Genomic DNA, 21,583 nt, shown 5'->3' with positions numbered 1-21,583 from the left:
GGCATAGGGTCACTCCGTGCGGAAACGGACGGCCCTGCTCCTGCTCGCCCTCTCCCTCGCCTCCTTCGGCACGCTCTGCGCCCTGCGCGGCGCGCCCATGGCCGACCTCCTCGTCTACCGCGCCGAGGGCGCCGCCGTGGCCCACGGCACCGACCTGTACGGCTTCACCGTCACCGAGTGGCGGCTCCCCGCGACCTACCCGCCCTTCGCGGCGATCCTGTTCGTCCCGGCGGCCTGGCTCCCCGTCCCCGTCCTGAAGACGGCGTTCCTCGCGGCCAACGTGCTCCTGCTCGCCGTCCTCGTCGTCCTGTCCGCCCGCCTGGCCCGGCGCACCCCAACCCCGCCCGTGGTCTGTGCCGCCACCGCCCTCGCCCTCTGGCTCGAACCGGTCTTCCAGACCCTGCTGTTCGGTCAGGTCAACCTGGCCGTCGCCTGCCTGACCCTGTGGGACCTGACCCGGCCCCCGGGCGCCCGGTGGGCGGGAGCGGCCCTCGGGATCGCGGCCGGGATCAAGCTCACCCCGGCCGTGTTCCTGGCCTGGCTGCTGCTGCGCGGCCGGATACGGGAGGCGGCGACCGCGCTCGCGGCCTTCGCGGGGACGGTCGCGTGCGGCGCCGTGCTGCTGCCCTCGGCGACCGTCTCCTTCTGGACCCGGCGGCTGTGGGAGACCGGCCGGGTCGGCAAGGCGTGGATCGTGGACAACCAGTCCCTCCAGGGGCTGATCGCGCGGATGCTCGGCGATCCCGCGCCGGGCCTCGGCTGGGTGCTGCCGGCGCTGGTCACCGCAGCCGTCGGCCTGTGGCTCGCGGTTCGCGCGCGGCAGGAGCGGCACGGCATCCTGCTCGCCGCGTGCACGGCCCTGCTGGTCTGCCCGATCAGCTGGTCCCACCACTGGGTGTGGTGCGTGCCGCTGCTCGCGGTGCTGCTCGGCGACGGCCACCGGTGGGCGGCGGCCGCCACGGCGGCGGTCTTCACCGCCCGCACCCTGTGGCTCGTCCCGCACGCGGGCGACCGGGACCTGCACCTGCCGTGGTGGCAGCAGCCGGCGGCGTCCCCGTACCCGCTGCTGGTGCTCGTCCTGCTGGCGGGGGCGGGGGCGGCGGCCCGCCGCCCGGGGCGTCAGGCCGCGCCCTCCGCAAGGATCTCGTCGGCGTCCACGATCCGGTAGGCGTAGCCCTGCTCGGCCAGGAACCGCTGCCGGTGGGCGGCGAAGTCCTGGTCGATGGTGTCGCGGGCGACCACCGAGTAGAAGTGCGCCTGGTGGCCGTCGGCCTTGGGGCGCAGCACCCGGCCGAGCCGCTGGGCCTCCTCCTGCCGGGAGCCGAAGGTGCCGGACACCTGGATGGCGACCGTGGCCTCGGGCAGGTCGATGGAGAAGTTCGCGACCTTCGACACCACCAGCACGCTGATCTCGCCCTCACGGAAGGCGTCGAAGAGCTTCTCGCGCTGGGCGTTGGAGGTCTCCCCCTTGATGACGGGAGCGTTCAGATGCTCACCCAGCTCGTCCAGCTGGTCGATGTACTGGCCGATGACCAGGACCTGCTGCCCGGCGAACCGGCGCACGATCGCCTCGGTGACCTTCCGCTTGGTCGCGGTGGTCGCGCAGAAGCGGTACTTCTCCTCCGCCTCGGCCGTCGCGTACGCCAGCCGCTCGGCGTCGGTCAGGTTCACCCGGACCTCGACACAGTCGGCGGGCGCGATGTAGCCCTGCGCCTCGATCTCCTTCCACGGCGCGTCGAACCGCTTGGGCCCGATGAGGGAGAACACGTCCGACTCCCGGCCGTCCTCGCGCACCAGGGTGGCCGTGAGCCCCAGCCGGCGGCGCGCCTGGAGGTCGGCGGTGAACTTGAAGACGGGCGCGGGCAGCAGATGCACCTCGTCGTAGACGATCAGCCCCCAGTCCCGGGAGTCGAACAGCTCCAGGTGCGGGTAGACGCCCTTCCGCTTGGTCGTCAGCACCTGGTAGGTGGCGATGGTGACCGGCCGGATCTCCTTCCTGGTGCCGCTGTACTCGCCGATCTCGTCCTCGGTCAGCGAGGTCCGCTTCACCAGCTCGTGCTTCCACTGCCGGGCGGAGACGGTATTGGTGACGAGGATCAGCGTGGTCGACTTCGCCTGGGCCATGGACCCGGCGCCGACCAGTGTCTTCCCGGCACCGCAGGGAAGGACGACCACGCCGCTGCCGCCGTGCCAGAAGTTCTCCACGGCCTGCTTCTGGTAGGGGCGCAGCGCCCAGCCGTCCTCCAGCAGCTCGATGGGGTGCGCCTCGCCGTCGACGTAGCCGGCGAGGTCCTCGGCCGGCCAGCCGAGCTTCAGCAGCGTCTGCTTGATCTGCCCGCGCTCGGAGGGGTGCACGACGACGGTGTCCGGGTCGATCCGGGCGCCGACCAGCGGGGCGATCCGCTTGGACTTCAGCACCTCCTCCAGCACCGGCCGGTCGGTGGTGGTCAGGACGAGTCCGTGCGCGGGGTGCTTGCTGAGGGTGAGCCGGCCGTAGCGGTCCATCGTCTCGGCGATGTCCACGAGCAGCGCGTGCGGCACGGGGTACCGGCTGTACTGCACCAGGGCGTCCACGACCTGCTCGGCGTCGTGCCCGGCGGCGCGCGCGTTCCACAGGCCGAGCGGGGTGACCCGGTAGGTGTGGATGTGCTCGGGCGCCCGCTCCAGCTCGGCGAAGGGCGCGATGACCCGCCGGCACTCGTCGGCCTGCTCGTGGTCGACTTCCAGCAGCAGGGTCTTGTCGGACTGGACGATCAGTGGACCATTCACGCGCGGCACACCCTTTCCACAACGGCCAAACGTCCAGTGTGCCTCATCGAGCGGGTTTGTCCCGAGGCTGTGCACTATGCAACCCCGTCCCGCCCCCGCGGGTCTACGCCTGCGACGGGGACCGAGGGGAGGGCGTGGAATGACAGCGGTCAGATGGGCGACCGGCGCGGGGGCCGTGGTGGTGCTGGTGGGCAGCGGCGTCTGGGCCATGCGGCCGGGGCAGGTCGATGCCCGGCTGTGGGAGGAGGTCCGGCCGGTGATCGAGGCCCGGCTGACGGCGGAGCAGCGGGGCACCGGGTACGGCGAGGAGGTGCCCGCGCTGGACGCGCACTGGTTCTGCCGGGCCGAGCCGGTCGGCCTGGAGCGGCACGGGGACGAGGTGCGGGCGGGCGTCGACACGCTGTGCGTCGAGTACGGGGTGCGCGACGGCGGCCTGGTGGAGTGCGCCGGCGGACACGTCCCGCGGGTGCTGCGGCTGGCGCGGGCCGCCGACGGCCGCTACCGGGTGGTATCGCACGAGCAGGCGCCCGACGGCGCGGGCAACGCGGACTGGACCGAGTCCCACTTCGGCCGCCGCACGCTCGCCCTGCGCGACGCCATGTCGTCCGCCCCCCTGGAGAACGCGGCCCGCGCCCGCTACGGCCTGCGGGAGGACGCACCGGTCGGGGACTGCTGAGCGGGGACGGACGCGGCCGAGTGCCGCGGTGCCGCCCGTGCCCCGGGTGGGCTCGTGGGGCCGGAGTGCCCGTCGGGCCTGCGGAACCGGGCTCGGTGGGCCCCGGCTCAGTCCTCCGCCAGTTCGGCCACCCCCGTGATCCGGTGCAGGGGGTAGGTCCGGACCTCGTCCGCCGTGTGGTCGTAGGCCGTGACGAAGCCGCCCTCCACCCGGACCGGCGAGATGACCCGCTGGCTGGCGGCGCCCTCGGCGTTGACGTAGCCGATCCACAGCGAGTCGCCGGTCAGGACGGCGGCCTGCACGGTGGCCAGGGTCTCGGCGGAGGAGGTGCGGGGCAGCTCGCCGTCCGCCAGGGGCTCGCCGACGGGCTTGCGCGGAGTGGTGGCGGCCAGGTCACCGGCCCGGATCGCGCGAATCGCCGCCGCGAGCAGCGTGGCGTCGGGCGGCGGCGGTCCCTCCGGCACCGGCTCGGGCGCGGTGCGGGGCGGGGTCCGGTGCGCGTGGGCGCGGGCGATCAGCACATCGCCCTCGGCGGACTCGGCGGCGGGCGCGTACCCCATCGCGCGCAGCCCCTCCAGCAGCGTCGCCGGGTCGGCCGGCGCGGCCAGCACGGTCGGGGCGAGGCGGCGCAGCCGCAGCGCGGCGGCGCGCTTGTCGGCGAGGATCTCGTTCAGCAGGGCGTCGTCGTCGCAGCGGACGTACGCCGAGGCGGCGCCGACCCGCAACCGACCGTGCCTGCGGGCCACGTCGTCGATCAGGTAGGCGAGCGGCTGCGGTACCGGGGTACGGGAGTGCTCGGTGAGAAAGGCGTGCAGGTCGGCGGCGGTCCGGCCGGCGTCCAGGGCCCGGCGGACGGACGCCGGGGTGAACCGGTAGACGGTCGCCCCGCCCTTGGACTCCACGTCCGCGAGCACGCCCAGCATGTCCGCGAGCGGGCGCCGCAGCGGGCCGGGGGCGACCGCCGTCAGGTCGGCCTGGAGCAGCACGTGGTCCAGGGGTTCGGGCAGCAGCGGCGCGAGCAGCCGCGCGGCGGCGGCCCCCGCGACGGCCTGCTCGGGCCCGGACGGCGGCGCGAGCCGGTCGGGGACCCGGTGGCGGTGCACGGGAAGCTTGTCCCCGGGACCACCGGAGACGGGCCGACCGGGGGCGCCGGTCCCGGTCGCGTCGGCGGGGGCGGCATCGGCACCGTGTCCGCCGCCGGCGGTGGAAGATCCCGCTCCCGGTGCCCCGGCCGTCGAGGGGCCGGGGTCGGCCGCCGGGGGCGCTCCCAGCAGCGCGCGCCCGTGCGAGGAGAGGGCGCCCCGGCCGGTCAGGCCCAGCAGTTCCGCCTCCGACAGGGTCCAGCGGGCCAGCCGGGACCGCAGGTCCTCCTCGTCGTCCCGCCGGCCACCCCGCAGCGGACGTTCCCAGCGCAGCCGGGCCAGCACCGACTCGGCGTCCGGGGCGGCGCCCGGCCCCAGCCCCGCCAGCAGGGACAGCACCCGGTGCCGTACCTCGGGCGCGGCGGACCGGTCGAGCCCCGGGCCGAGCGCCGACAGCGTCCGGTCCTTGGCGTCCCGGCCGCCGACCAGCCCCGGGGTCCGGGTGGCCGCCAGCCACGCCTGGGCGAGCCGGACCCAGCGCTCGGCCGGCGGCTGCTCCAGCCACTCGTCGTAGGCGGGGGTGGCGGCGTACCGCTCGTCGGCCTCGCCGTCGGAGGCGATCAGGCCGGCCGCGTAGGCCAGTTCCACCCAGAAGGCGGCGACCGGCTCGGAGACGTCCAGGGCCACGGCCGTGCGCTTCAGGTCGCGGACGCTCAGCCCGCCCGCCCGCAGCACGGCCGGACCGCCCTCGTCCCACTCCTTCAGCAGCTCCTCCACCGTGGCCAGCGCGGTGTACGCCTGTCCGGCCGCGGTGGCGTCCACCACCCGCGCGCTGTGCGTCGCGGCCGGTGTCACGGCGGGCGGCAGCGGCTCGGCGGCCCGGTGGGCGCGGCCGGCGCGCAGGTGCAGCGCGACCTCGCGGGGGAGCACGACCGTGCCGGGCGCGGTCGGCAGCAGCAGGCCACGGTCCAGCAGCCAGCGCAGATGCGCCGCCGGATCCGCGGTGACCTGCCCGTACGGCGGCCCCCACACCAGCCGGGACAGCACCTCGCGGGCCGCCTCCGGGGCCTGTCCGAGCAGCCTGGCGAGCTTCTTGCGGTGGGTGAACAGGGCGGTCAGCGCGGCCACGGCGGACACCGAGTCGTGCGTCGACGGCAGCCCGGCCGTCGTCACGATCTCCTGGATCCGCCCCGGGGACATGCCGGAGGTGGCCTCCCGCACGGTCGGCCCGAGCCCGGTCGGGGAGGGGTGCTGCGGCGAGGGGGCCAGCACCTCGCGGGCGGTCCGCACCAGCCGCAGCCGGTCGTCCCCGCCCCACACCAGCGCCTGTTCGCGCAGGGTGCCGAGGGCCCGCGGCAGCGCGCCGGCCACGGCCGGGTCGCCCGCGTCCCCGGCCATCAGCCCGAGCAGGGTGTCGTACGACGCCGGGTCCGGGGCGACGGCCAGCGCCTCGGCCGTCTGGAGCGCGAACCGGTCCAGCCGCTCCAGGGCGCGCAGCACCGACGCACGGGTGCCGGCGCGCGTGGCGAGCTGGGTGAGATCGGTGGGCACGGGGGTGACGAGGTCCGGGCGGCTGCGCAGCAGCGCGGCGAGGGAGGAGTCGTCCCGCGCGCGCAGTGCCTCCGCGAGGGACCGAGGGGCTGAGTGGGCCTCGGGGCTCATCCGGTCAACGTTAGCGGACAACCGTATGCCGGGGGCATCCACCGGGAAGCGGTACCGTCCCTCCCGGGGTTTCAAGTCGGCGCACCCCGGAGGGGCTGTCGTGGGGATCGAGAGCGATCAGGTCGTCTACGAGTATCTGAGCCGCGTCGGTGACATCGCCCAGCAGCGGCAGCTGCCGTCGGCGACCCGCATGCGGCTGGTGTCGGAGCTGCGCAACGAGATCGACCGGCACCGGGCGAAGGCGACGGTGGACTCGCCCGCCGCCGTCCGCCGCATCCTGGACCGCCTGGGCAGCCCGGACGAGGTGGTCACGGCGGCGGGCACGGCCGGCGGTGCCCCGCCGCCGCCCGCCACCGCCGTACCGGCCCAGCCGTCCGCCGAGGAGCAGGCGCCTGCGCGGGAGCGGCCCAAGGGGCTGCGCCGGGCCGTACCGCGCCCGCGCCCCGCCGAGCCCGGGCCGCCCGCGGCACCGGCCGCGCCGGCCCCGCCGCACCTCGCCCCCGCGCACGAACTCGGCGACGGCACGGCACCGCCCGACTGGTGGCGCGTGGGCGGTCCGGTCGCGGACACCGACCCGGTGCCGGGGTTCGTCGGCGGGGTGGTGATCCCGGAGCTGCTCAAACGGCCCCCCAAGGAGGCCGGGCCGGCCCCCGCCGAGGCGGAGACCACGGCCGGCGCGGAGACCGAGCCGGCACCCGCCCCGCGCCGCCGGCTGCGCGGACTGCTGCCGGCCCGTGCCAAGGCCGCCCCGGCCGAGACGGCCCCGGCCGGGGCCGCCGCGACGTCCGCGCGTGGGCCGCTGTCCGGCTGGTCCCATCCCCTTCTGCTGCTGGCCGCCGCCGCGCTGGTCGCCGGCGCCGTCCTCGGCAACTGGTTCGCCCTGCTCCTCGGCTGGGCCATCGCCTACGGCTCCCGGCGGCTGACCCCCGCGGAGACCAGGTGGGCCGTGATGATCCTGCCCGGCGCGGCGGTCGCGGCCGGGCTGCTCTGGCTGTGGGGCCGCACCGACGGCCGCTGGGGCACCCCCATTCCCCAGGGCCACATGGGTGACGCGATCGGCGACACCTGGCCGTGGGTGGTCCGGGGCGCGGCGGTGGCGTCGGCGCTGTATCTGGTGTGGCGCTCCCGGCGGAAGGGGTAGCGCCGGGGAGGGGATGGCCGGGCCGGGGCGTCGTCCGGCCCGTACCCGGCACAATGTCCCCCATGGCCTCCACCCTGACCGTCGGTTTCGACCTGGACATGACCCTCATCGACTCCCGCCCGGGCATCCGCGCCTGCTACCTCGCCCTGGCGGAGCGGACCGGCACGTTCATCGACGCCGATCTCGCGGTGACCCGGCTCGGCCCGCCGCTCGTGGAGGAGCTGGCCCACTGGTTCCCGCCGGAGCGGGTGCCGGAGATGGCCGACCTGTACCGGTCGATGTACCCCTCCATAGCGATCGCCGCGTCGCCCGCGATGCCCGGCGCCCGGGAGGCGGTGGACGCGGTGCGCGCGGCCGGCGGGCGGACGATGGTGGTGACGGCGAAGTACGAGCCGAACGCCAAGCTGCACCTGTCCCACCTCGGCATCGAGCCGGACGTGGTGGTCGGTGACCTGTGGGCCGAGCAGAAGGCGGAGGCGCTGCGCGAGTACGGCGCGTCCGTGTACGTAGGCGATCACGTCGGTGACGTCCGCGGGGCCCGCGCCGCGGGTGCGTTTTCGGTCGCCGTCGCGACCGGACCGTGCCCGGCCGAGGAGCTGGGCGCGGCCGGCGCGGACGTCGTCCTGGCCGGTCTTTCCGCCTTTCCGGAATGGCTGGACGGCTACCGCGAGGCGCCCGGGGCGGCCCCCCGCGCCTGACGCCGCCCGGCGGTGACCGAGCGCAGTACACCGGCACCGGCGATGAGGAATCCGACGGCCATGAGCATGCTCAGGCCGAACATGTAGGTCGGAAAAGGCTTCGCGCCGAGGAACAGCGGGGCCACCGTGACCAGGGTGGCCACGGCCCCGAGGAAGAAGACGACGGCACCGGCCCGGATCAGTCGGTCACCGGGCGCGGCGGAATTCGCTTGGGTTTTGTCACGCACCGGACCAGGGTAGTTCCCTGCGCGAGAGAACAACCGGGGAACGTCTTGTCACCCGCCCGAAGACCATTAGCCTTGGTAGCGGCGGGTCATGGTCGACCCGCTCTAGTGCTGTCAAGAGCAGTTTCCGAAGTAGTTTTCCCAACGAGTACGAGGACGAGGACAGACGTGCCTACCGGCAAGGTCAAGTGGTTCAACAGCGAGAAGGGCTTCGGCTTTCTCTCCCGCGACGACGGCGGTGACGTCTTCGTCCATTCCTCGGTTCTCCCCGCCGGAGTCGATGCGCTCAAGCCGGGACAGCGCGTGGAGTTCGGGGTCGTCGCCGGTCAGCGCGGCGACCAGGCGCTTTCGGTGAACGTGCTCGACCCGACGCCCTCGGTCGCCGCCGCCCAGCGCAAGAAGCCGGACGAGCTGGCGTCGATCGTGCAGGATTTGACGACCCTTCTCGAGAACATCACCCCGATGCTGGAGAAGGGCCGTTACCCGGAGAAGACCTCCGGCAAGAAGATCGCCGGTCTGCTCCGCGCGGTCGCCGACCAACTGGACGTCTGATCCGGCCCGGTCTTCCTCAGGGGAAGTCCAGCGCCTTCGGGCCGAGGGGCGGCAGCAGCCCCTCGGCCGCCGCACGGGTGAGCAGCCCCCGGACCGCCGCGTAGCCGTCCTCGCCCAGGTCCGCCGTGAACTCGTTGACGTACAGCCCGATGTGCTGGTCGGCGACGGCCGGGTCCATCTCTTGGGCGTGCGCCATGACATAGGGCCGGGAGACCTCCGGGTCGTCCCAGGCCATCCGCACGGACGTGCGGATCGATGCGGCCAGCCGGGTGAGCGTCTCCTCGCCCAGCGAGCGCCGGGCGATGATCGCGCCCAGCGGGATCGGCAGCCCGGTGGTCCGCTCCCAGTGCTCGCCCATGTCGGCGAGCTTGTGCAGCCCGTAGTCCTGGTACGTGAACCGGGCCTCGTGGATGACCAGGCCCGCGTCCACCCTGCCGTCGCGCACGGCCGGCATGATCTCGTGGAACGGCATGACCACGATCTCGCCGACCCCGCCGGGCAGGGTGTCCGCGGCCCAGAGCCGGAACAGCAGGTAGGCGGTCGACCGCTCGCTCGGCACCGCGACCGTACGGCCCGTCAGGTCGGTCCCTGCTTCCCGGGTGAGCACCAGCGGCCCGCAGCCCCGCCCCAGCGCGCCGCCGCACGGCAGCAGCGCGTACTCGTCGAGGACGTACGGCAGCACGGCGTACGACACCTTCAGCACGTCCAGCTCGCCGCGCTCGGCCATGCCGTTGGTGATGTCGATGTCGGCGAACGTCACGTCCAGCGCGGGCGCGCCGGGCACCCGGCCGTGGGCGAGGGCGTCGAAGACGAAGGTGTCGTTCGGGCAGGGGGAGTACGCGATCGGCAGGGACCGCTGCTCACTGGTGGTCATGTGGGTTCCAACTCTCCAGAGCGGGCGCGAGCTTCCCGAAGCCCTCGGTGAGGGCGGCGAGGGCGTCACCGATGCGCCAGGCGGCACGGTCCCGGGGCCCCACCGGGTTGGAGACGGCGCGGATCTCCAGCACGGGCACCCCGTGCGCGGCGGCGGCCTCCGCCACCCCGAACCCCTCCATGCCCTCGGCGAGCGCACCGGGATGCCGGGCCCGCAGGGCGGCGGCGCGGGCGGCGGTGCCGGTCACCGTGGAGACGGTCAGGACCGTGCCGGTGCGGGCGCCGAGGGCCTCGGCGGCGACTCGTACGGCTGATTCCGGCGGGCGGTGGGTGACGGTCCCGAAGCCGAGTTCGGTGACCGGGAGGAAGCCGTCGGCGGTCTCGGCGCCCAGATCGGCCGCCGTGATCGCGTCGGCGACGACGAGCGAGCCGACGGGCGCGTCGGGCTGGAAGCCGCCGCCGATCCCGGCCGAGACGACCAGGCCGTAGGGCCGGCCGGCCAGCGCGGCGGCGGTCAGCGCGGCGGCGGTGGAGGCGGCGGCGAGCGCCGGTCCGACACCGGCGGCGAGCAGGTCCCAGCCCGCGCCGGTACGGCACAGGAGCGCGCCCGGCAGCCGTACCTCCTCGGCCGGCGCGGGCAGCGCCCCCGCCACCGCGTCCCGCTCGACGGGGACCGCGGTGGCGACGAGCACGGGAACGGGGGGCGTGGTCAGTCCTCGGCCTTCTTCAGCTTGAAGGACCACATGCCCCTGTTCTCCTTCTCGCCCATCTGGATCGCGAGCGTGTTGGTCTCGCCCTGCGTTCCGTACTGGGCGCTGAAGAAGGCGCCGCTCGGGATCGTGAGGTACGTGTGCTTCTCGACGTCGGTGACCTGACGGCCGTTGATCAGCACGATCCAGCCCTCGTCCGCGATCTTCGGGTCGACGCCGACGCGGACGCGGTCGTCCGACGGAACCTCGATCGACTTCACGTCGTCGGAGTTCTTGACGCAGTCCTTCAGCGAGTCGGCGGTCAGCTTGTCGCCGTCGTTGTAGCACAGGGCCTCGGAGTTGACCGAGTTCCCGCCGACGGTGATCGTCGCGACGGGGGTCGGCTTGTCACAGGCCGACAGGACGAGCAGTCCGGCGGAAACGGCGCCGGCAACGGCGACGGCGCGGCGGCGTCGCACAGCGGATTGCAGCGTGGTCATGGCCGAAGGCTATCGGGCGCCCCGAGCCGTCCGCCCACGTGGGGTACGGCGTGCCCGGTTCGTTACGCCACGTGCGCCGGCGGCCGGTTCGTCACGTCGCGCGTGCCGGGCAGCCGCCGCCCCTGGCCGAGGCGAGCAGCCCGCGCAGGGTGGTCAGCCAGCCGGCGGCCACGAAGACGGCGCCGACCAGCAGCCCCACCGTGCCGTCCAGCGGCATCACGATGCCGACCGCGCCGCCGAACACCCACGCCATCTGCAGCAGCGTCTCCGAGCGGGCGAACGCCGAGGTGCGCACCGCCTCCGGCACGTCCCGCTGGATCAGCGCGTCCAGCGCCAGCTTGCCCAGCGCCTGCGCGCACCCGGCGACCGCCGCGAGACAGGCCACCGGGAACACCCCGAAGAACAGGCCGCCGAGCACCGCCACGCCGAGCACCACCGCGACGACGGTCACGATGATGACCTCCGGCGCGCGGGACCTGAGCCAGGCGCCCACGGCCGTTCCCAGCGCGTTGCCCGCGCCCGCCGCGACGCCCACGATGCCGAGCGAGACCGCCGCGCTCTGCCCGGCCAGCGGATGCTCGCGCAGCAGGAAGGCCAGGAAGAAGATCAGGAAGCCGGACAGACAGCGCAGGGAGGCGTTGGCGCCGAGCGCGTAGGTGACGGCGGGCCCGACCGAACGCAGCCCCGGCCGCCTCGCCCGCTCCTCGGGCGGACGCCGGGTGCCCGCGAGCAGCGCCACGCCCTCGCCCTTGGCCGAGTCCACCTTGGGCGGCAGGGAGAACGACAGAAACGTCCCGGCAGCGAAGATCACGAAGGCGCCGTACAGCGGCCAGGGGTCGCCGAGCGTGTGCAGCCCGGCCGCCACCGGCGCGGCGGCCCCGGTGGCCAGCAGCCCGGCGAGGGTGACCCGGGAGTTGGCCTTCACCAGCGAGAACCCCCGGGGCAGCAGCCTGGGCACGACGGCGCTGCGGATCACGCCGTACGCCTTGGAGGCCACCAGCACGCCCAGCGCGGCCGGATACAGCTCCAGCGCGCCGCTCGCCACCGCGCCCGAGATGACCAGCGCGAGCAGCGCCCGCGCCAGCATCGCGCCCGCCATCGCGGCCCGCCGCCCGTGCGGCAACCGGTCCAGGAGCGGTCCGATGACGGGGGCGAGCACGGTGAACGGCGCCATGGTGATGGCGAGATACAGCGCGACCCGGCCGCGCGCCTCGTCGGTGGGCACGGAGAAGAACACGGTCGACGCCAGCGCCACGGTCACCATGACGTCCCCGGCGCCGTTCACCGCGTGCAGCTCGATCAGCTTGCCGAGGCCCGACTCGCCCGCGCCGTGCGCGTGCGTGGCCCTGCGGATGCCGCGCGCCGCGCCGGTGACCGGAAAGTGCAGGACACGGCCGACCGCGCGGACGGCCCCGCCCAACCGGCCCGAACCGCCGCCCCGCCCACTCGCCTTGCCCGTGGCTGCCACGACGTTCATAGTGCCCCGGGAGCGGGCCGGATAGTGCGGTACGGCACGGACGGCGGCGCCCGGCGTGAGGGAGCGGCGGACGGCATGGGGACGGGTACGGTCCGGGTGGGGAAAATTCACGAATCCCGCCCGGTGTAGCGTGCCTGTCTCAGCCATAACGCAGAATGGATGGCAGAGGTGCGCCCGGGCGCGCGGATGCAGACGTCGATGCGGTCCCCAGGTCCGCTCCGTAGGCGAAACCGCCGGAGGCAGCCGCACTCGACGAGACGGCGTAGGAGAGAAGCGATACCTGTGAGCGCAGCGACAACGCGAAGCCGCACCCCCGACCGCCTGTGCGCCGAGGCCGTCGACCTCGCCCGCGCCGCCGCCGAGGAGGCCGCCGCGCCCGGGGTGATCGGTGAGCACTCGGGCCTGGTGTCGGAGGGTGACCGCGTCGTCACGCACTTCTTCGAGTGCAAGGAGCTGGGCTACCGGGGCTGGCGCTGGGCGGTGACGGTCGCGCGCGCCTCCCGCGCCAAGATCGTCACGCTGGACGAGGTCGTCCTCCTGCCCGGTCCCGACGCCCTCCTCGCCCCCGAGTGGGTCCCGTGGAGCGAGCGCCTGCGCCCCGGCGACCTCGGCCCCGGCGACCTGCTCCCCACCGACCAGGACGACCTGCGCCTGGAGCCCGGCTACACCGGCGAGGAGGAGCCGCCGCCCAACTCGGTGGTCTCCGAGGAGATGCGGGAACTGGCCGAGGCGGAGGACGCCGACGTCACCCCCGGCACCCCCGCCGTCCAGCCGGCGACGCCCATCCGGGGCACGATCGCGTCCGTCGCCGAGGAACTGGGCCTGCGCCGGGCGCGGGTGCTGTCCCGCTACGGCCTGCGCGTCGCCGCCGACCGCTGGGAGGAGGAGTTCGGCCCCAAGTCCCCCATGGCCCAGGCGGCCCCCGCCACCTGTGTGTCCTGCGGCTTCCTCGCCCGCATCGGCGGCTCCCTCGGCCAGGCCTTCGGTGTCTGCGCCAACGAGTTCTCGCCGGCCGACGGCCGGGTGGTCTCCCTGTCCTACGGCTGCGGCGGCCACTCGGAGGCGGCGGTCATGCCCAAGCCTCCGCAGCCCGCCGCGCCGGTCATCGACGAGACCCGGGTCGACCCCTTCCCGCTCCGCCCGGCCCGTGACTCCGGCTCGGTCCCGGAGGCCGGCGACGACGAGACGGCGGAGCTGGGCCACTCCTGAACGGCGGCCTCCGCTGCCAGACTGCCCCGATGATCATCAGAACGGCGCAGGAACAGGACGTTCCCGGCTTCCTCGGGCTGGCGGCCCAGGTGGAGCACTGGTTCGGGCCCATGGTGGCGGACCCCGGTTTCACCCGGGCGGTACGGCGGAGCATCGGCGCGGGTACGGCGCTGGTGGCGTCGGAGCCGGGGGAGCCTGGGGGGCCTGGGGAGTCGGAGGAGTCCTCCTCCGGTCTCCTGGGCGCCGTCCTGTTCGGTGCCGCCCCGCCGGTCCACCATGTGCACTGGCTGGTTGTCGCGGACGGGGCGCGGGGGCGGGGCGTCGGGAGCGCGCTGCTGTCGGACGCGTTCCGCAGATGGGTCCGCGGTCCGGCCACCGTCGAGGTGGTCACGTTCGGCGCGGACCACCCCGGGGCGGTGGCCGGCGGAGCGCGCGTGTTCTACGAGCGCCTCGGCTTCACCCCGGCCGAACCGGCGCCCCCCGGCCCGGAGGGCGGTTCCCGGCATGTCTACCGCCGCCACGTCCCCTGAGCCGACCCGCACCTCGGCCCACACGGTCTTGCGGGGCGCGGGCCCCGGCGCCGTACCCCAGCGGTCCGCGAAGGCGTCCACGAGCAGCAGCCCGCGTCCGGAGTCGGCGTCCGGTGCGGGGCGGACGCGCTGCGGCAGCCGGTCGCCCCGCGTGTCGGTCACCTCGATCCGCAGCACGTCCCCTACGGGGTGCAGCGTCAGCCGGAAGTCCCGCCCGGTCGCGTGGCCGTGGACGACGGCGTTGGCGGCCAGCTCCGCGACGATCAGGGCGGCGGGGTCCATGGGCAGGCCCCAGGAGCGGAGTTGCTCCGTGGCGAGGAGGCGGGCGAGGCGGGCGCCTCGCGGGGTGGTGGACAGCTGTATCGAGAAGTCCGGGGCTGGGGTGGGGAATTCGCGGTTCACGTACTCAGCGTGTCCGTTTCCGGCGCTTCTGAAGAGTGACGGATTGGTTGCGTAGAGTCACTGTCCGCGCATGTCCGGTGGTGTCCGGAAGTCGGGGGCGTATGCGGTTCGGCCCGGGGTTGCCATGGTTGCCGTGGGGCCGCCCGCTTCTCGGTGAGTGTCGTGCTTCCGTGAGGTGAGTCAAGGGCGCGTTCCGCGTCGGCTTCGCCGATGGGCCTGCGGCCCACCCTTGACACACCTCACTCCAGCACGGGGGAGAAGCGAGCGGGCGGCCAGGGGAAAGTGGCCGGCTCAGGTTCCTTGGCCCCTGCGGTGGGCTGCGTTCGCATCGTGGGTCGGGGATACGCGCTCGCGCCTCGCCTGCACGCCGGGCCGGTTAAGCGGCTTCCGGCCCGGTGGGGCGTGCGCGCTGGCGCCTCGCCTGCACGCCGGGCGGGCTTAGCGGCTTCCGGCCCGGTGGGGCGTGGTGCGCGGTCGCGCCTCGCCTGCACTCCGGGCCGGTTCGGCGTCTGACGGCCGTCACGACGGGCGGACCAGCAAGTCAAACAGGCCCCCCTTCGGGTGCCTCGGCCACACGGTGCCCTTCCGGTCTTTCGAAGGCCGGGGCCTCGCCGGGGCGCTGGCCGATACGGCCGGGGTTAGTTCTGGAAATACCTGTCCATAACCAACCCCCTGGCCCCAGCCCCGCCACGCCAAGCCACCACCCCACCCCCACCCCCTCGAACCAACCGAGGGGGCGGGCTGCCGAGGGGCTCGTTTTGGACTGCTTGCCCATAACTAACCACCCCCTGGCCCTGGCCGCCGAGTGCCGCCCCCTCCACCAGGCCACCGCCTGGCGTTCCAACCATGCGGCGCCCGCGCCCCCGGGCCCACCCACCCTCCGCAAGCCGCCGACCCCACCCGGCGTGCAGGCGAGACGCAAGCGCGCACCCGTCCCCGGGCCGCAAGTCGCTAAGCCAGCCCGGCGTGCTGGCGAGAGGCAACCGCGCACCCGCCCCCGGGCCGCAAGCCGCTTAACCAGCCCGGCGTGCTGGCGAGGCGCGAAGGCGCACCATGCCCCACCGGGCTGGAAGCCGCTAAGCCAGCCCGGCGTGCTGGCGAGGCGCGAGTGCGCATCCTTGCCGACAGGGGGTTGTAGCTCGCCCAGGGGTCCGGTGCCGGGGTGGGCCACTGTTCTTTCGGGGCGCTCGCTCGCTTCTACCCCGGGCTGGAGTGAGGTGTGTCAAGGGTGGGCCGGAGGCCCATCGGCGAAGCCGACGCGGAACGCGCCCTTGACTCACCTCGCGGAAGCCCGACACTCGCCGAGAAGCGAGCGGCCCGACGGCCACGTCACCACACCGCCCACTCCGACTCCCCCCGAGCCCCCGACCCACCTCGCCCCTTCGGCCCCAACCCCCTCCGCGCTGTACCTTCGTCCTCACGCGGAGGATGGAGAGTGATCGTGAGCAAGTTCGTGCGGCCGGCGGTGGAGGGGGCCGATCCGTTCGGGACGGCCCGGCTGCGGCGCGGGGTCCTCGACGCCTGGGCGACCAGTCCCGCCCGGTTCCGGGAGGACGCCAACGCCGAGGAGGATCTCGTCCTCGGCGGCTACCGGGACCGGCTCGTCGTCGAGTTGGCCCAGAACGCCGCCGACGCCGCCGCACGGGCCGGGACGGCCGGGCGGCTGCGGCTCACCCTCCGCGACGGCGTCCTCGTGGCCGCGAACACCGGCGCCCCCCTGGACGCGGCCGGCGTCGAGTCGCTGTCCACGCTGCGCGCCTCCGCGAAACGGGACGCCGAGGCCACGCACGCCGCCGTCGGCCGGTTCGGGGTCGGTTTCGCCGCCGTACTCGCCGTCACCGACGAACCGGCGATCGTCGGCCGGCACGGGGGCGTGCGCTGGTCCCTCGCCGAGGCCCGGGAACTGGCCGCGGACGTCGCCCGGCACAGCCCGGGACTCGGTGACGAGGTACGCCGCCGGGAGGGCCACGTACCCCTGCTGCGGCTGCCCTTCGCCGCCGAGGGCACCGCCCCCGAGCCGTACGACACCGCCGTCATCCTGCCCCTGCGCGACGCCGCCGCGGCCGATCTCGCCGAGCGGCTGCTCGCCGGTGTGGACGACGCCCTGCTGCTCGCCCTGCCGGGGCTGACGGAGGTCGTCGTGGAGATCGAGGGGCAGGAACCGCGCACCCTCGGCCGCCGTACCGACGGCGCCTTCACGGTCGTGGAGGACTCCCGGGACGGCATCACCCACTGGCGCACCGCGTCCGCGCACGGACCGCTGACCCCCGACCTGCTCGCCGACCGGCCCGTGGAGGAGCGGCTGCGCCCCCACTGGTCGGTGACCTGGGCCGTACCCGTCGACACCTACGGCGCCCCGGCCCGGCCCCGTACCAGCCCGGTCGTGCACGCGCCGACCCCGAGCGACGAGCCGCTGGGCGTGCCCGCGCTGCTCATCGCCTCCTTCCCGCTGGACACCACCCGCCGGCACGCGGCGCCCGGACCGCTCACCGACTTCCTGGTGCAGCGCGCGGCCGACGCCTACGCCGCCCTGCTCGCCGAGTGGCGGCCGGTCGGGGAGGGGATCATCGACCTCGTGCCCGGGCCGCTCGGCAAGGGCGCGCTGGACGGGGCGCTGCGGCAGGCCGTGCTGGAGCGGCTGCCGCGTACCGCCTTCCTGCCGCCGGCCGTCGCGCCGAAGGGTGACGAGGAGCTTCCCGAGGCGCTGCGCCCCCGGGACGCCGAGGTCGTGGAGGGCGCCGGCGCCGACACCGTACGGGTGCTGGCCGAGGTGCTGCCCACCCTGCTGCCGGCGGGGCTGGAGCGCCGGGCCGAGCTGCGCACCCTCGGTGTCGCCCGGCTGCCGCTCGCCGACGCCGTCGACCGGCTCGCCGGACTGGAGAAGGAGCCGCAGTGGTGGTGGCGGCTGTACGACAGCCTCGCCGGGGTCGACCCGGAGCGGCTGTCCGGGCTGCCGGTGCCGCTCGCCGACAACCGGACCACCATCGGGCCCCGGCAGGTGCTGCTGCCCACCCCGGACGCCGCCCGGATCGACCCGGACGTGCTCGGGCGGCTCGGGCTGAAGGTCGCCCACCCGGACGCCGCGCACCCGCTGCTGGAGAAGCTGGGCGCGCTGCCCGCGACCCCCCGCGCCGTGCTGACCACTCCGCAGGTGCGGGCCGCCGTGGCGGGCTCGCTGGAGGAGGACGGCGCTCTGGGCTGGGAGGAGGACGCGCCGGACGCGGAAGAGCTGGCCGAGACCGTGCTCGGCCTGGTCCGGGACGCGCAGCTGGAGCCGGGCGACGAGCCCTGGCTGGGCGCGCTCGCGCTGCCCGACGAGGACGGCGAACTCGCCCCCGCCGGTGAGCTGGTGTTCCCCGGCAGCCCCTTCGAGCGGGTCATCCGGGAGGGCGAACTGGCCGCCGTAGACGCCGAGTTGGCCGAGCGGTGGGGTGAGCAGCCGCTCACCGCGTGCGGTGTGCTGGCGGACTTCGCGCTGGTCCGCGCCACCGACGTCGTCCTGGACCCGGACGAACTGGAGCCCCGCGAGGGCGACTTCGCCGAGCCCGACGACGCGGGGCTGCTGGACGCCGTGGACGTGTGGTGCGAGGACATCCTCGACCGGTTCCCGGACAGCCCGGTGCCGCCCGTCGCCACCGAACTCGTCGCCGTACGCGATCTGGAGCTGGTGGACGACGACCACTGGCCCGAGGCGCTCGCCCTGCTGGCCCGGCCGCCGCTGCGGGACGCCCTGACCCAGCCCGTGCGCATCCTGCTGCCCGACGGCACCCACGAGGTCGTACGGCCGTACACCGCGTGGTGGCTGCGCGGGCACCCGGTGCTCGACGGGCGGCGCCCGGCCGGGCTGCTCGCGGCCGGCGGGGACCCGCTGCTGCGCGGGCTGTACGACGAGGCGGACGCGACCGGGTTCGAGGACGAGCAGGTGCTGCGGGCGCTCGGGGTGCGCACCTCCGTCGCCGCGCTGCTGGACGAGCCCGGCGGCGCGGCCGAGCTGCTGGACCGGCTCGCCGACCCGGATCGGCCGGTCACGCCCGCCCAACTGCACGGGCTCTACAGCGCGTTGGCGGAGCTGGACCCCGAGCGGGTGACCCTGCCGGACGAGCTGCGGGCCGTGGTCGACGGGCGAGTGGAGGTCGTGGACGCCGCCTCGGCCGTCGTGGTCGACTCCCCGGACCTGCTGCCGTTCACCGCCGGTGTGCCGTTGCTGCCGGTGCGGCCCGCGCGCGCCGCCGAGCTGGCCGAGCTGTTCCAGGTGCGCCGGCTGAGCGAGTCCGTCACCGGCGAGGTGCACTCCGAGGGGACCGAGCACGACGTGCCGGAGTCGGTGCGGGTGCTGCTCGGGCCGCGCACGCCCGCGGCCTATGTCGAGCACGAGGAACTCGTCGTGGACGGCGTGGAGATCGACTGGCGGCTGACCGACGACGGCGTGCTGCACGCGGCCACCCTGGAGGGGGTCGCGGCGGGGCTGGCCTGGGCGGCGGGGCAGTGGCCGCGTCGGTTCGAGGTGGCCGCGCTGCTGGAGGACCCGTCGCGGACGGAGGAGCTGGCCCGGGACCGGTGGTTCGACTGACCCCGGCCCCGTCCACCGGCTCCCCGGAAAACCCGCATCACTACTCCGCCGCGCCCGTCGCCCACGCGGCCCCCAGCGAGGGGCCTACACCGGGAAACGGCGGCCGACCCAGCGCCACAGGTACTCCAGTGCCCCGGACGCCACCGCCGCCACGCCGACCGCCGCCCACGGCATCGTCACGCCGACCAGCTTCAGCGCGAAGAAGTCCTGGAGCGCGGGGACGGCGAGGACCAGCAGGAAGGCCACGCCCATCGACGCCACCAGGGCCACCCGCCACCAGGTGTAGGGGCGGGCGATGATCGCCAGGACCCACATGGAGACCAGGAACAGGGTCAGGGTGGCCGCGCTGGTCTCCGCGTCCAGCGCGCCCGGGCCGGCGTAGTGGTGCCGGGCCAGCAGGTACGTCAGGAAGGTCGCCGCCGCGGCCACCGTCCCGCCGGGGACCGCGTACCGCATCACTCGGCGCACGAAGTGCGGTCTGGCCCGTTCCGTGTTGGGGGCGAGGGCCAGGAAGAACGCCGGGACGCCGATGGTGAGCGTGGACAGCAGGGTCAGGTGCCGGGGCAGGAAGGGGTACTCCACCTGCGCGCACACCACCAGCACCGCCAGCAGCACCGAGTAGACGGTCTTCACCAGGAACAGCGTCGCCACCCGCGTGATGTTGCCGATCACCCGGCGGCCCTCGGCGACCACCGAGGGCAGGCTGGCGAAGCTGTTGTCCAGCAGCACGATCTGCGCCACCGCCCGGGTGGCCTCGGAGCCGGAGCCCATGGCGACCCCGATGTCCGCGCTCTTCAGGGCCAGCACGTCGTTCACGCCGTCCCCGGTCATCGCCACCGTACGGCCACGGGACTGGAGCGCGTCCACCATGTCCCGTTTCTGCTGCGGGGTGACCCGCCCGAACACCGTGCCCGCGTCCAGCGCCTCGGCCATCGCCGGCGGGTCGGCGGGCAGCCGCCGCGCGTCCACCGCCGCGCCCTCCAGGCCGAGCTTGGCGGCGACGGCACCGACCGATACCGCGTTGTCCCCGGAGAGGACCTTGGCCCGTACGTTCTGCTCGGCGAAGTAGCGCAGGGTGTCGGAGGCGTCCGGCCGCAGCCGCTGTTCGAGGACGACCAGGGCGGTGGGCCGGGCGCCCCGGGCCGGCTCGGGGTCGTCCAGGTCCCGGTGCGCGCGGGCCAGCAGCAGCACCCGCAGCCCCCGCTCGTTGAGCCGCTCGGTCTCGGCCAGCGCCGGGTCGTCGGCGCCGAGCAGCACGTCCGGGGCGCCCAGCAGCCAGGTGCTGGTCTCGCCGTCGCCCTCGCTGAACGCGGCCCCGCTGTACTTGCGGGCGGAGGAGAACGGCAGCGACTCCACGCAGCGCCACTCCTCGCTGTCCGGGAAGGCGTCGATGATCGCCTGGAGGGAGGCGTTCGGCCGCGGGTCGGACTCGCCGAGCGCGCCGAGCACCTTGCGGAGGTACGTCTCGTCCGCCCCGTCCAGCGCACGCAGCTCGGTGACGTCCATGCCGCCCTCGGTGAGGGTTCCGGTCTTGTCCAGGCAGACGGTGTCGACGCGGGCCAGGCCCTCGATGGCCGGCAGCTCCTGCACCAGGCACTGTCTGCGGCCCAGCCGGATGACGCCGATCGCGAAGGCCACGGAGGTGAGCAGCACCAGCCCCTCGGGGACCATCGGCACGATCCCGCCGACCGTGCGGGCCACGGCGTCCCCGAGGTCGTTGTGCTCGACGACGAGCTGGGTGACGACGAGCCCGACGGCCGCCGGGACCATCATCCAGGTGACGTACTTGAGGATGGTGGAGATGCCGCTGCGCAGCTCGGAGTGGACCAGCGTGAAGCGGGACGCCTCCTCGGCGAGCCGGGCGGCGTAGGCCTCGCGGCCGACCTTGGTGGCCTGGAAGGCGCCGCTCCCCGCGACCACGAAGCTGCCGGACATGACCTGGTCGCCGGGGCGTTTGACGACGGGGTCGGCCTCGCCGGTGAGCAGCGACTCGTCGATCTCCAGCCCGTCCGCTTCCGCGCACACCCCGTCGACCACGGCCTTGTCACCGGGGCCGATCTCGATCAGGTCGTCCAGGACGATCTCATGGGTGGCGACCTGGACCGCCACGCCGTCCCGCCGTACCGTCGGCCGGGCCTCCCCGATCACCGCGAGCGAGTCCAGGGTCTGCTTGGCCCGCCACTCCTGGACGATTCCGATGGCGGTGTTGGCGAGGATCACGAAGCCGAACAGGCTGTCCTGGATCGGCGCGACGCACAGCATGATCAGCCACAGCACGCCGATGATCGCGTTGAACCGGGTGAACACGTTCGCCCGGACGATCTCCCCCAGCGAGCGGCTGCTGCGCACCGGCACGTCGTTGACCTGGCCGCGCGCGACGCGTTCCGCGACCTCGGCGGGGCCGAGCCCGCCCGGACGGGTTCTCGGTGACGGCACCGGACGCGCCGGATCGAGTTCCGTGTCCGCGCGTATGTGGCTCATGCATTCGACGGTACGTGCGGACACGCCCGCCCGCCCACCGGCGCACCG

General features: G+C 74.7%; 16 protein-coding genes and 1 pseudogene. 8 read left to right on the top strand and 9 right to left on the bottom strand.

Annotated features, from left to right (window positions below):
• Positions 1 to 40 precede the first annotated feature (40 nt).
• Positions 41 to 1,168 carry a glycosyltransferase 87 family protein gene (locus IH25_RS0120260; RefSeq protein ID WP_394298440.1) on the top strand — a complete coding sequence of 376 codons (1,128 nt, stop codon included), beginning with the start codon at positions 41 to 43 and terminating at the stop codon, positions 1,166 to 1,168.
• Here the strand turns inward: IH25_RS0120260 and IH25_RS0120255 are convergent.
• Positions 1,120 to 2,769 carry a DNA repair helicase XPB gene (locus IH25_RS0120255; RefSeq protein WP_030612119.1) on the bottom strand — a complete coding sequence of 550 codons (1,650 nt, stop codon included), beginning with the start codon at positions 2,767 to 2,769 and terminating at the stop codon, positions 1,120 to 1,122. The two genes, IH25_RS0120260 and IH25_RS0120255, sit on opposite strands and share 49 nt — an antisense overlap.
• Before the next feature lie 139 nt (positions 2,770 to 2,908).
• Here IH25_RS0120255 and IH25_RS0120250 point away from each other — a divergent pair, with 139 nt between their 5' ends.
• Positions 2,909 to 3,445: a hypothetical protein gene (locus tag IH25_RS0120250; protein WP_030612116.1), complete on the top strand. Its 537-nt coding sequence runs from the start codon at positions 2,909 to 2,911 to the stop codon at positions 3,443 to 3,445.
• Positions 3,446 to 3,552: 107 nt separating this feature from the next.
• Here the strand turns inward: IH25_RS0120250 and IH25_RS0120245 are convergent, their stop codons facing one another.
• Positions 3,553 to 6,189 (bottom strand): helicase C-terminal domain-containing protein, encoded by a 2,637-nt coding sequence (locus tag IH25_RS0120245; RefSeq protein WP_030612113.1) that lies wholly within the window; start codon positions 6,187 to 6,189, stop codon positions 3,553 to 3,555.
• Between the two features lie 100 nt (positions 6,190 to 6,289).
• Between IH25_RS0120245 and IH25_RS0120240 the strand changes: the two genes are divergently transcribed.
• Together IH25_RS0120240 and IH25_RS0120235 are read left to right on the top strand one after the other, a co-directional pair.
• A complete protein-coding gene (locus IH25_RS0120240) occupies positions 6,290 to 7,330 on the top strand; it encodes a hypothetical protein (RefSeq protein WP_030612110.1) in 1,041 nt (346 codons plus the stop codon).
• 53 nt (positions 7,331 to 7,383) lie between these two features.
• Complete coding sequence (locus tag IH25_RS0120235) at positions 7,384 to 8,028, top strand: HAD family hydrolase (protein WP_030612107.1); 645 nt, start codon at positions 7,384 to 7,386, stop codon at positions 8,026 to 8,028.
• Here the strand turns inward: IH25_RS0120235 and IH25_RS0120230 are convergent.
• Complete coding sequence (locus IH25_RS0120230) at positions 7,992 to 8,255, bottom strand: hypothetical protein (RefSeq protein WP_030612104.1); 264 nt, start codon at positions 8,253 to 8,255, stop codon at positions 7,992 to 7,994. The two genes, IH25_RS0120235 and IH25_RS0120230, sit on opposite strands and share 37 nt — an antisense overlap.
• Positions 8,256 to 8,420: 165 nt before the next feature.
• Here IH25_RS0120230 and IH25_RS42840 point away from each other — a divergent pair, with 165 nt between their 5' ends.
• Positions 8,421 to 8,804 (top strand): cold-shock protein, encoded by a 384-nt coding sequence (locus IH25_RS42840; protein WP_030612101.1) that lies wholly within the window; start codon positions 8,421 to 8,423, stop codon positions 8,802 to 8,804.
• 16 nt (positions 8,805 to 8,820) lie between these two features.
• Here IH25_RS42840 and IH25_RS0120220 read toward each other — a convergent pair whose 3' ends face one another.
• From IH25_RS0120220 to IH25_RS0120205, 4 genes are all read right to left on the bottom strand, one after another.
• Complete coding sequence (locus IH25_RS0120220; protein ID WP_030612098.1) at positions 8,821 to 9,678, bottom strand: 1,4-dihydroxy-6-naphthoate synthase; 858 nt, start codon at positions 9,676 to 9,678, stop codon at positions 8,821 to 8,823.
• On the bottom strand, positions 9,665 to 10,420 hold the full coding sequence (locus IH25_RS0120215) for a futalosine hydrolase (RefSeq protein ID WP_245172838.1): 756 nt from the start codon (positions 10,418 to 10,420) through the stop codon (positions 9,665 to 9,667). The genes IH25_RS0120220 and IH25_RS0120215 overlap by 14 nt, the downstream gene beginning before the upstream one ends.
• Entirely contained in the window at positions 10,387 to 10,866 is a 480-nt protein-coding gene (locus tag IH25_RS0120210) for a hypothetical protein (RefSeq protein ID WP_030612093.1), read from the bottom strand. The genes IH25_RS0120215 and IH25_RS0120210 overlap by 34 nt, the downstream gene beginning before the upstream one ends.
• 91 nt (positions 10,867 to 10,957) lie before the next feature.
• On the bottom strand, positions 10,958 to 12,343 hold the full coding sequence (locus IH25_RS0120205) for an MFS transporter (protein WP_078844334.1): 1,386 nt from the start codon (positions 12,341 to 12,343) through the stop codon (positions 10,958 to 10,960).
• Between the two features lie 282 nt (positions 12,344 to 12,625).
• Between IH25_RS0120205 and IH25_RS0120200 the strand changes: the two genes are divergently transcribed.
• Entirely contained in the window at positions 12,626 to 13,552 is a 927-nt protein-coding gene (locus IH25_RS0120200; RefSeq protein WP_030612087.1) for a DUF3027 domain-containing protein, read from the top strand.
• A 29-nt stretch (positions 13,553 to 13,581) separates the two neighbouring features.
• The gene (locus tag IH25_RS0120195) at positions 13,582 to 14,082 is read left to right on the top strand and encodes a GNAT family N-acetyltransferase (protein WP_030612084.1); all 501 of its coding nucleotides are present in this window, start codon (positions 13,582 to 13,584) and stop codon (positions 14,080 to 14,082) included.
• Between the two features lie 6 nt (positions 14,083 to 14,088).
• On the opposite strand, the pseudogene IH25_RS39605 reads toward IH25_RS0120195, so the two are convergent.
• A pseudogene (locus tag IH25_RS39605) lies at positions 14,089 to 14,484 on the bottom strand (ATP-binding protein); the annotation flags it as partial.
• A 1,441-nt stretch (positions 14,485 to 15,925) separates the two neighbouring features.
• Here IH25_RS39605 and IH25_RS0120190 point away from each other — a divergent pair.
• Complete coding sequence (locus tag IH25_RS0120190) at positions 15,926 to 19,054, top strand: sacsin N-terminal ATP-binding-like domain-containing protein (protein WP_030612081.1); 3,129 nt, start codon at positions 15,926 to 15,928, stop codon at positions 19,052 to 19,054.
• 84 nt (positions 19,055 to 19,138) lie between these two features.
• Here IH25_RS0120190 and IH25_RS0120185 read toward each other — a convergent pair whose 3' ends face one another.
• Complete coding sequence (locus tag IH25_RS0120185; protein ID WP_030612078.1) at positions 19,139 to 21,535, bottom strand: HAD-IC family P-type ATPase; 2,397 nt, start codon at positions 21,533 to 21,535, stop codon at positions 19,139 to 19,141.
• Between the last annotated feature and the right edge of the window lie 48 nt (positions 21,536 to 21,583).

The sequence above is a fragment of the Streptomyces achromogenes subsp. achromogenes genome (assembly GCF_000720835.1).
GTDB lineage: Bacteria > Actinomycetota > Actinomycetes > Streptomycetales > Streptomycetaceae > Streptomyces > Streptomyces achromogenes.
This window is presented reverse-complemented; position numbering and strand designations above follow the sequence as displayed.

What these genes read in the sequence shown, in the direction of transcription:
- IH25_RS0120210 (WP_030612093.1), bottom strand. Translation starts at nt 10,866, where the DNA reads ATGACCACGCTGCAATCCGCTGTGCGACGCCGCCGCGCCGTCGCCGTT.
- IH25_RS0120195 (WP_030612084.1), top strand. Translation starts at nt 13,582, where the DNA reads ATGATCATCAGAACGGCGCAGGAACAGGACGTTCCCGGCTTCCTCGGG.
- IH25_RS0120245 (WP_030612113.1), bottom strand. Translation starts at nt 6,189, where the DNA reads ATGAGCCCCGAGGCCCACTCAGCCCCTCGGTCCCTCGCGGAGGCACTG.
- IH25_RS0120220 (WP_030612098.1), bottom strand. Translation starts at nt 9,678, where the DNA reads ATGACCACCAGTGAGCAGCGGTCCCTGCCGATCGCGTACTCCCCCTGC.
- IH25_RS0120185 (WP_030612078.1), bottom strand. Translation starts at nt 21,535, where the DNA reads ATGAGCCACATACGCGCGGACACGGAACTCGATCCGGCGCGTCCGGTG.
- IH25_RS0120235 (WP_030612107.1), top strand. Translation starts at nt 7,384, where the DNA reads ATGTCCCCCATGGCCTCCACCCTGACCGTCGGTTTCGACCTGGACATG.
- IH25_RS0120250 (WP_030612116.1), top strand. Translation starts at nt 2,909, where the DNA reads ATGACAGCGGTCAGATGGGCGACCGGCGCGGGGGCCGTGGTGGTGCTG.
- IH25_RS0120205 (WP_078844334.1), bottom strand. Translation starts at nt 12,343, where the DNA reads ATGAACGTCGTGGCAGCCACGGGCAAGGCGAGTGGGCGGGGCGGCGGT.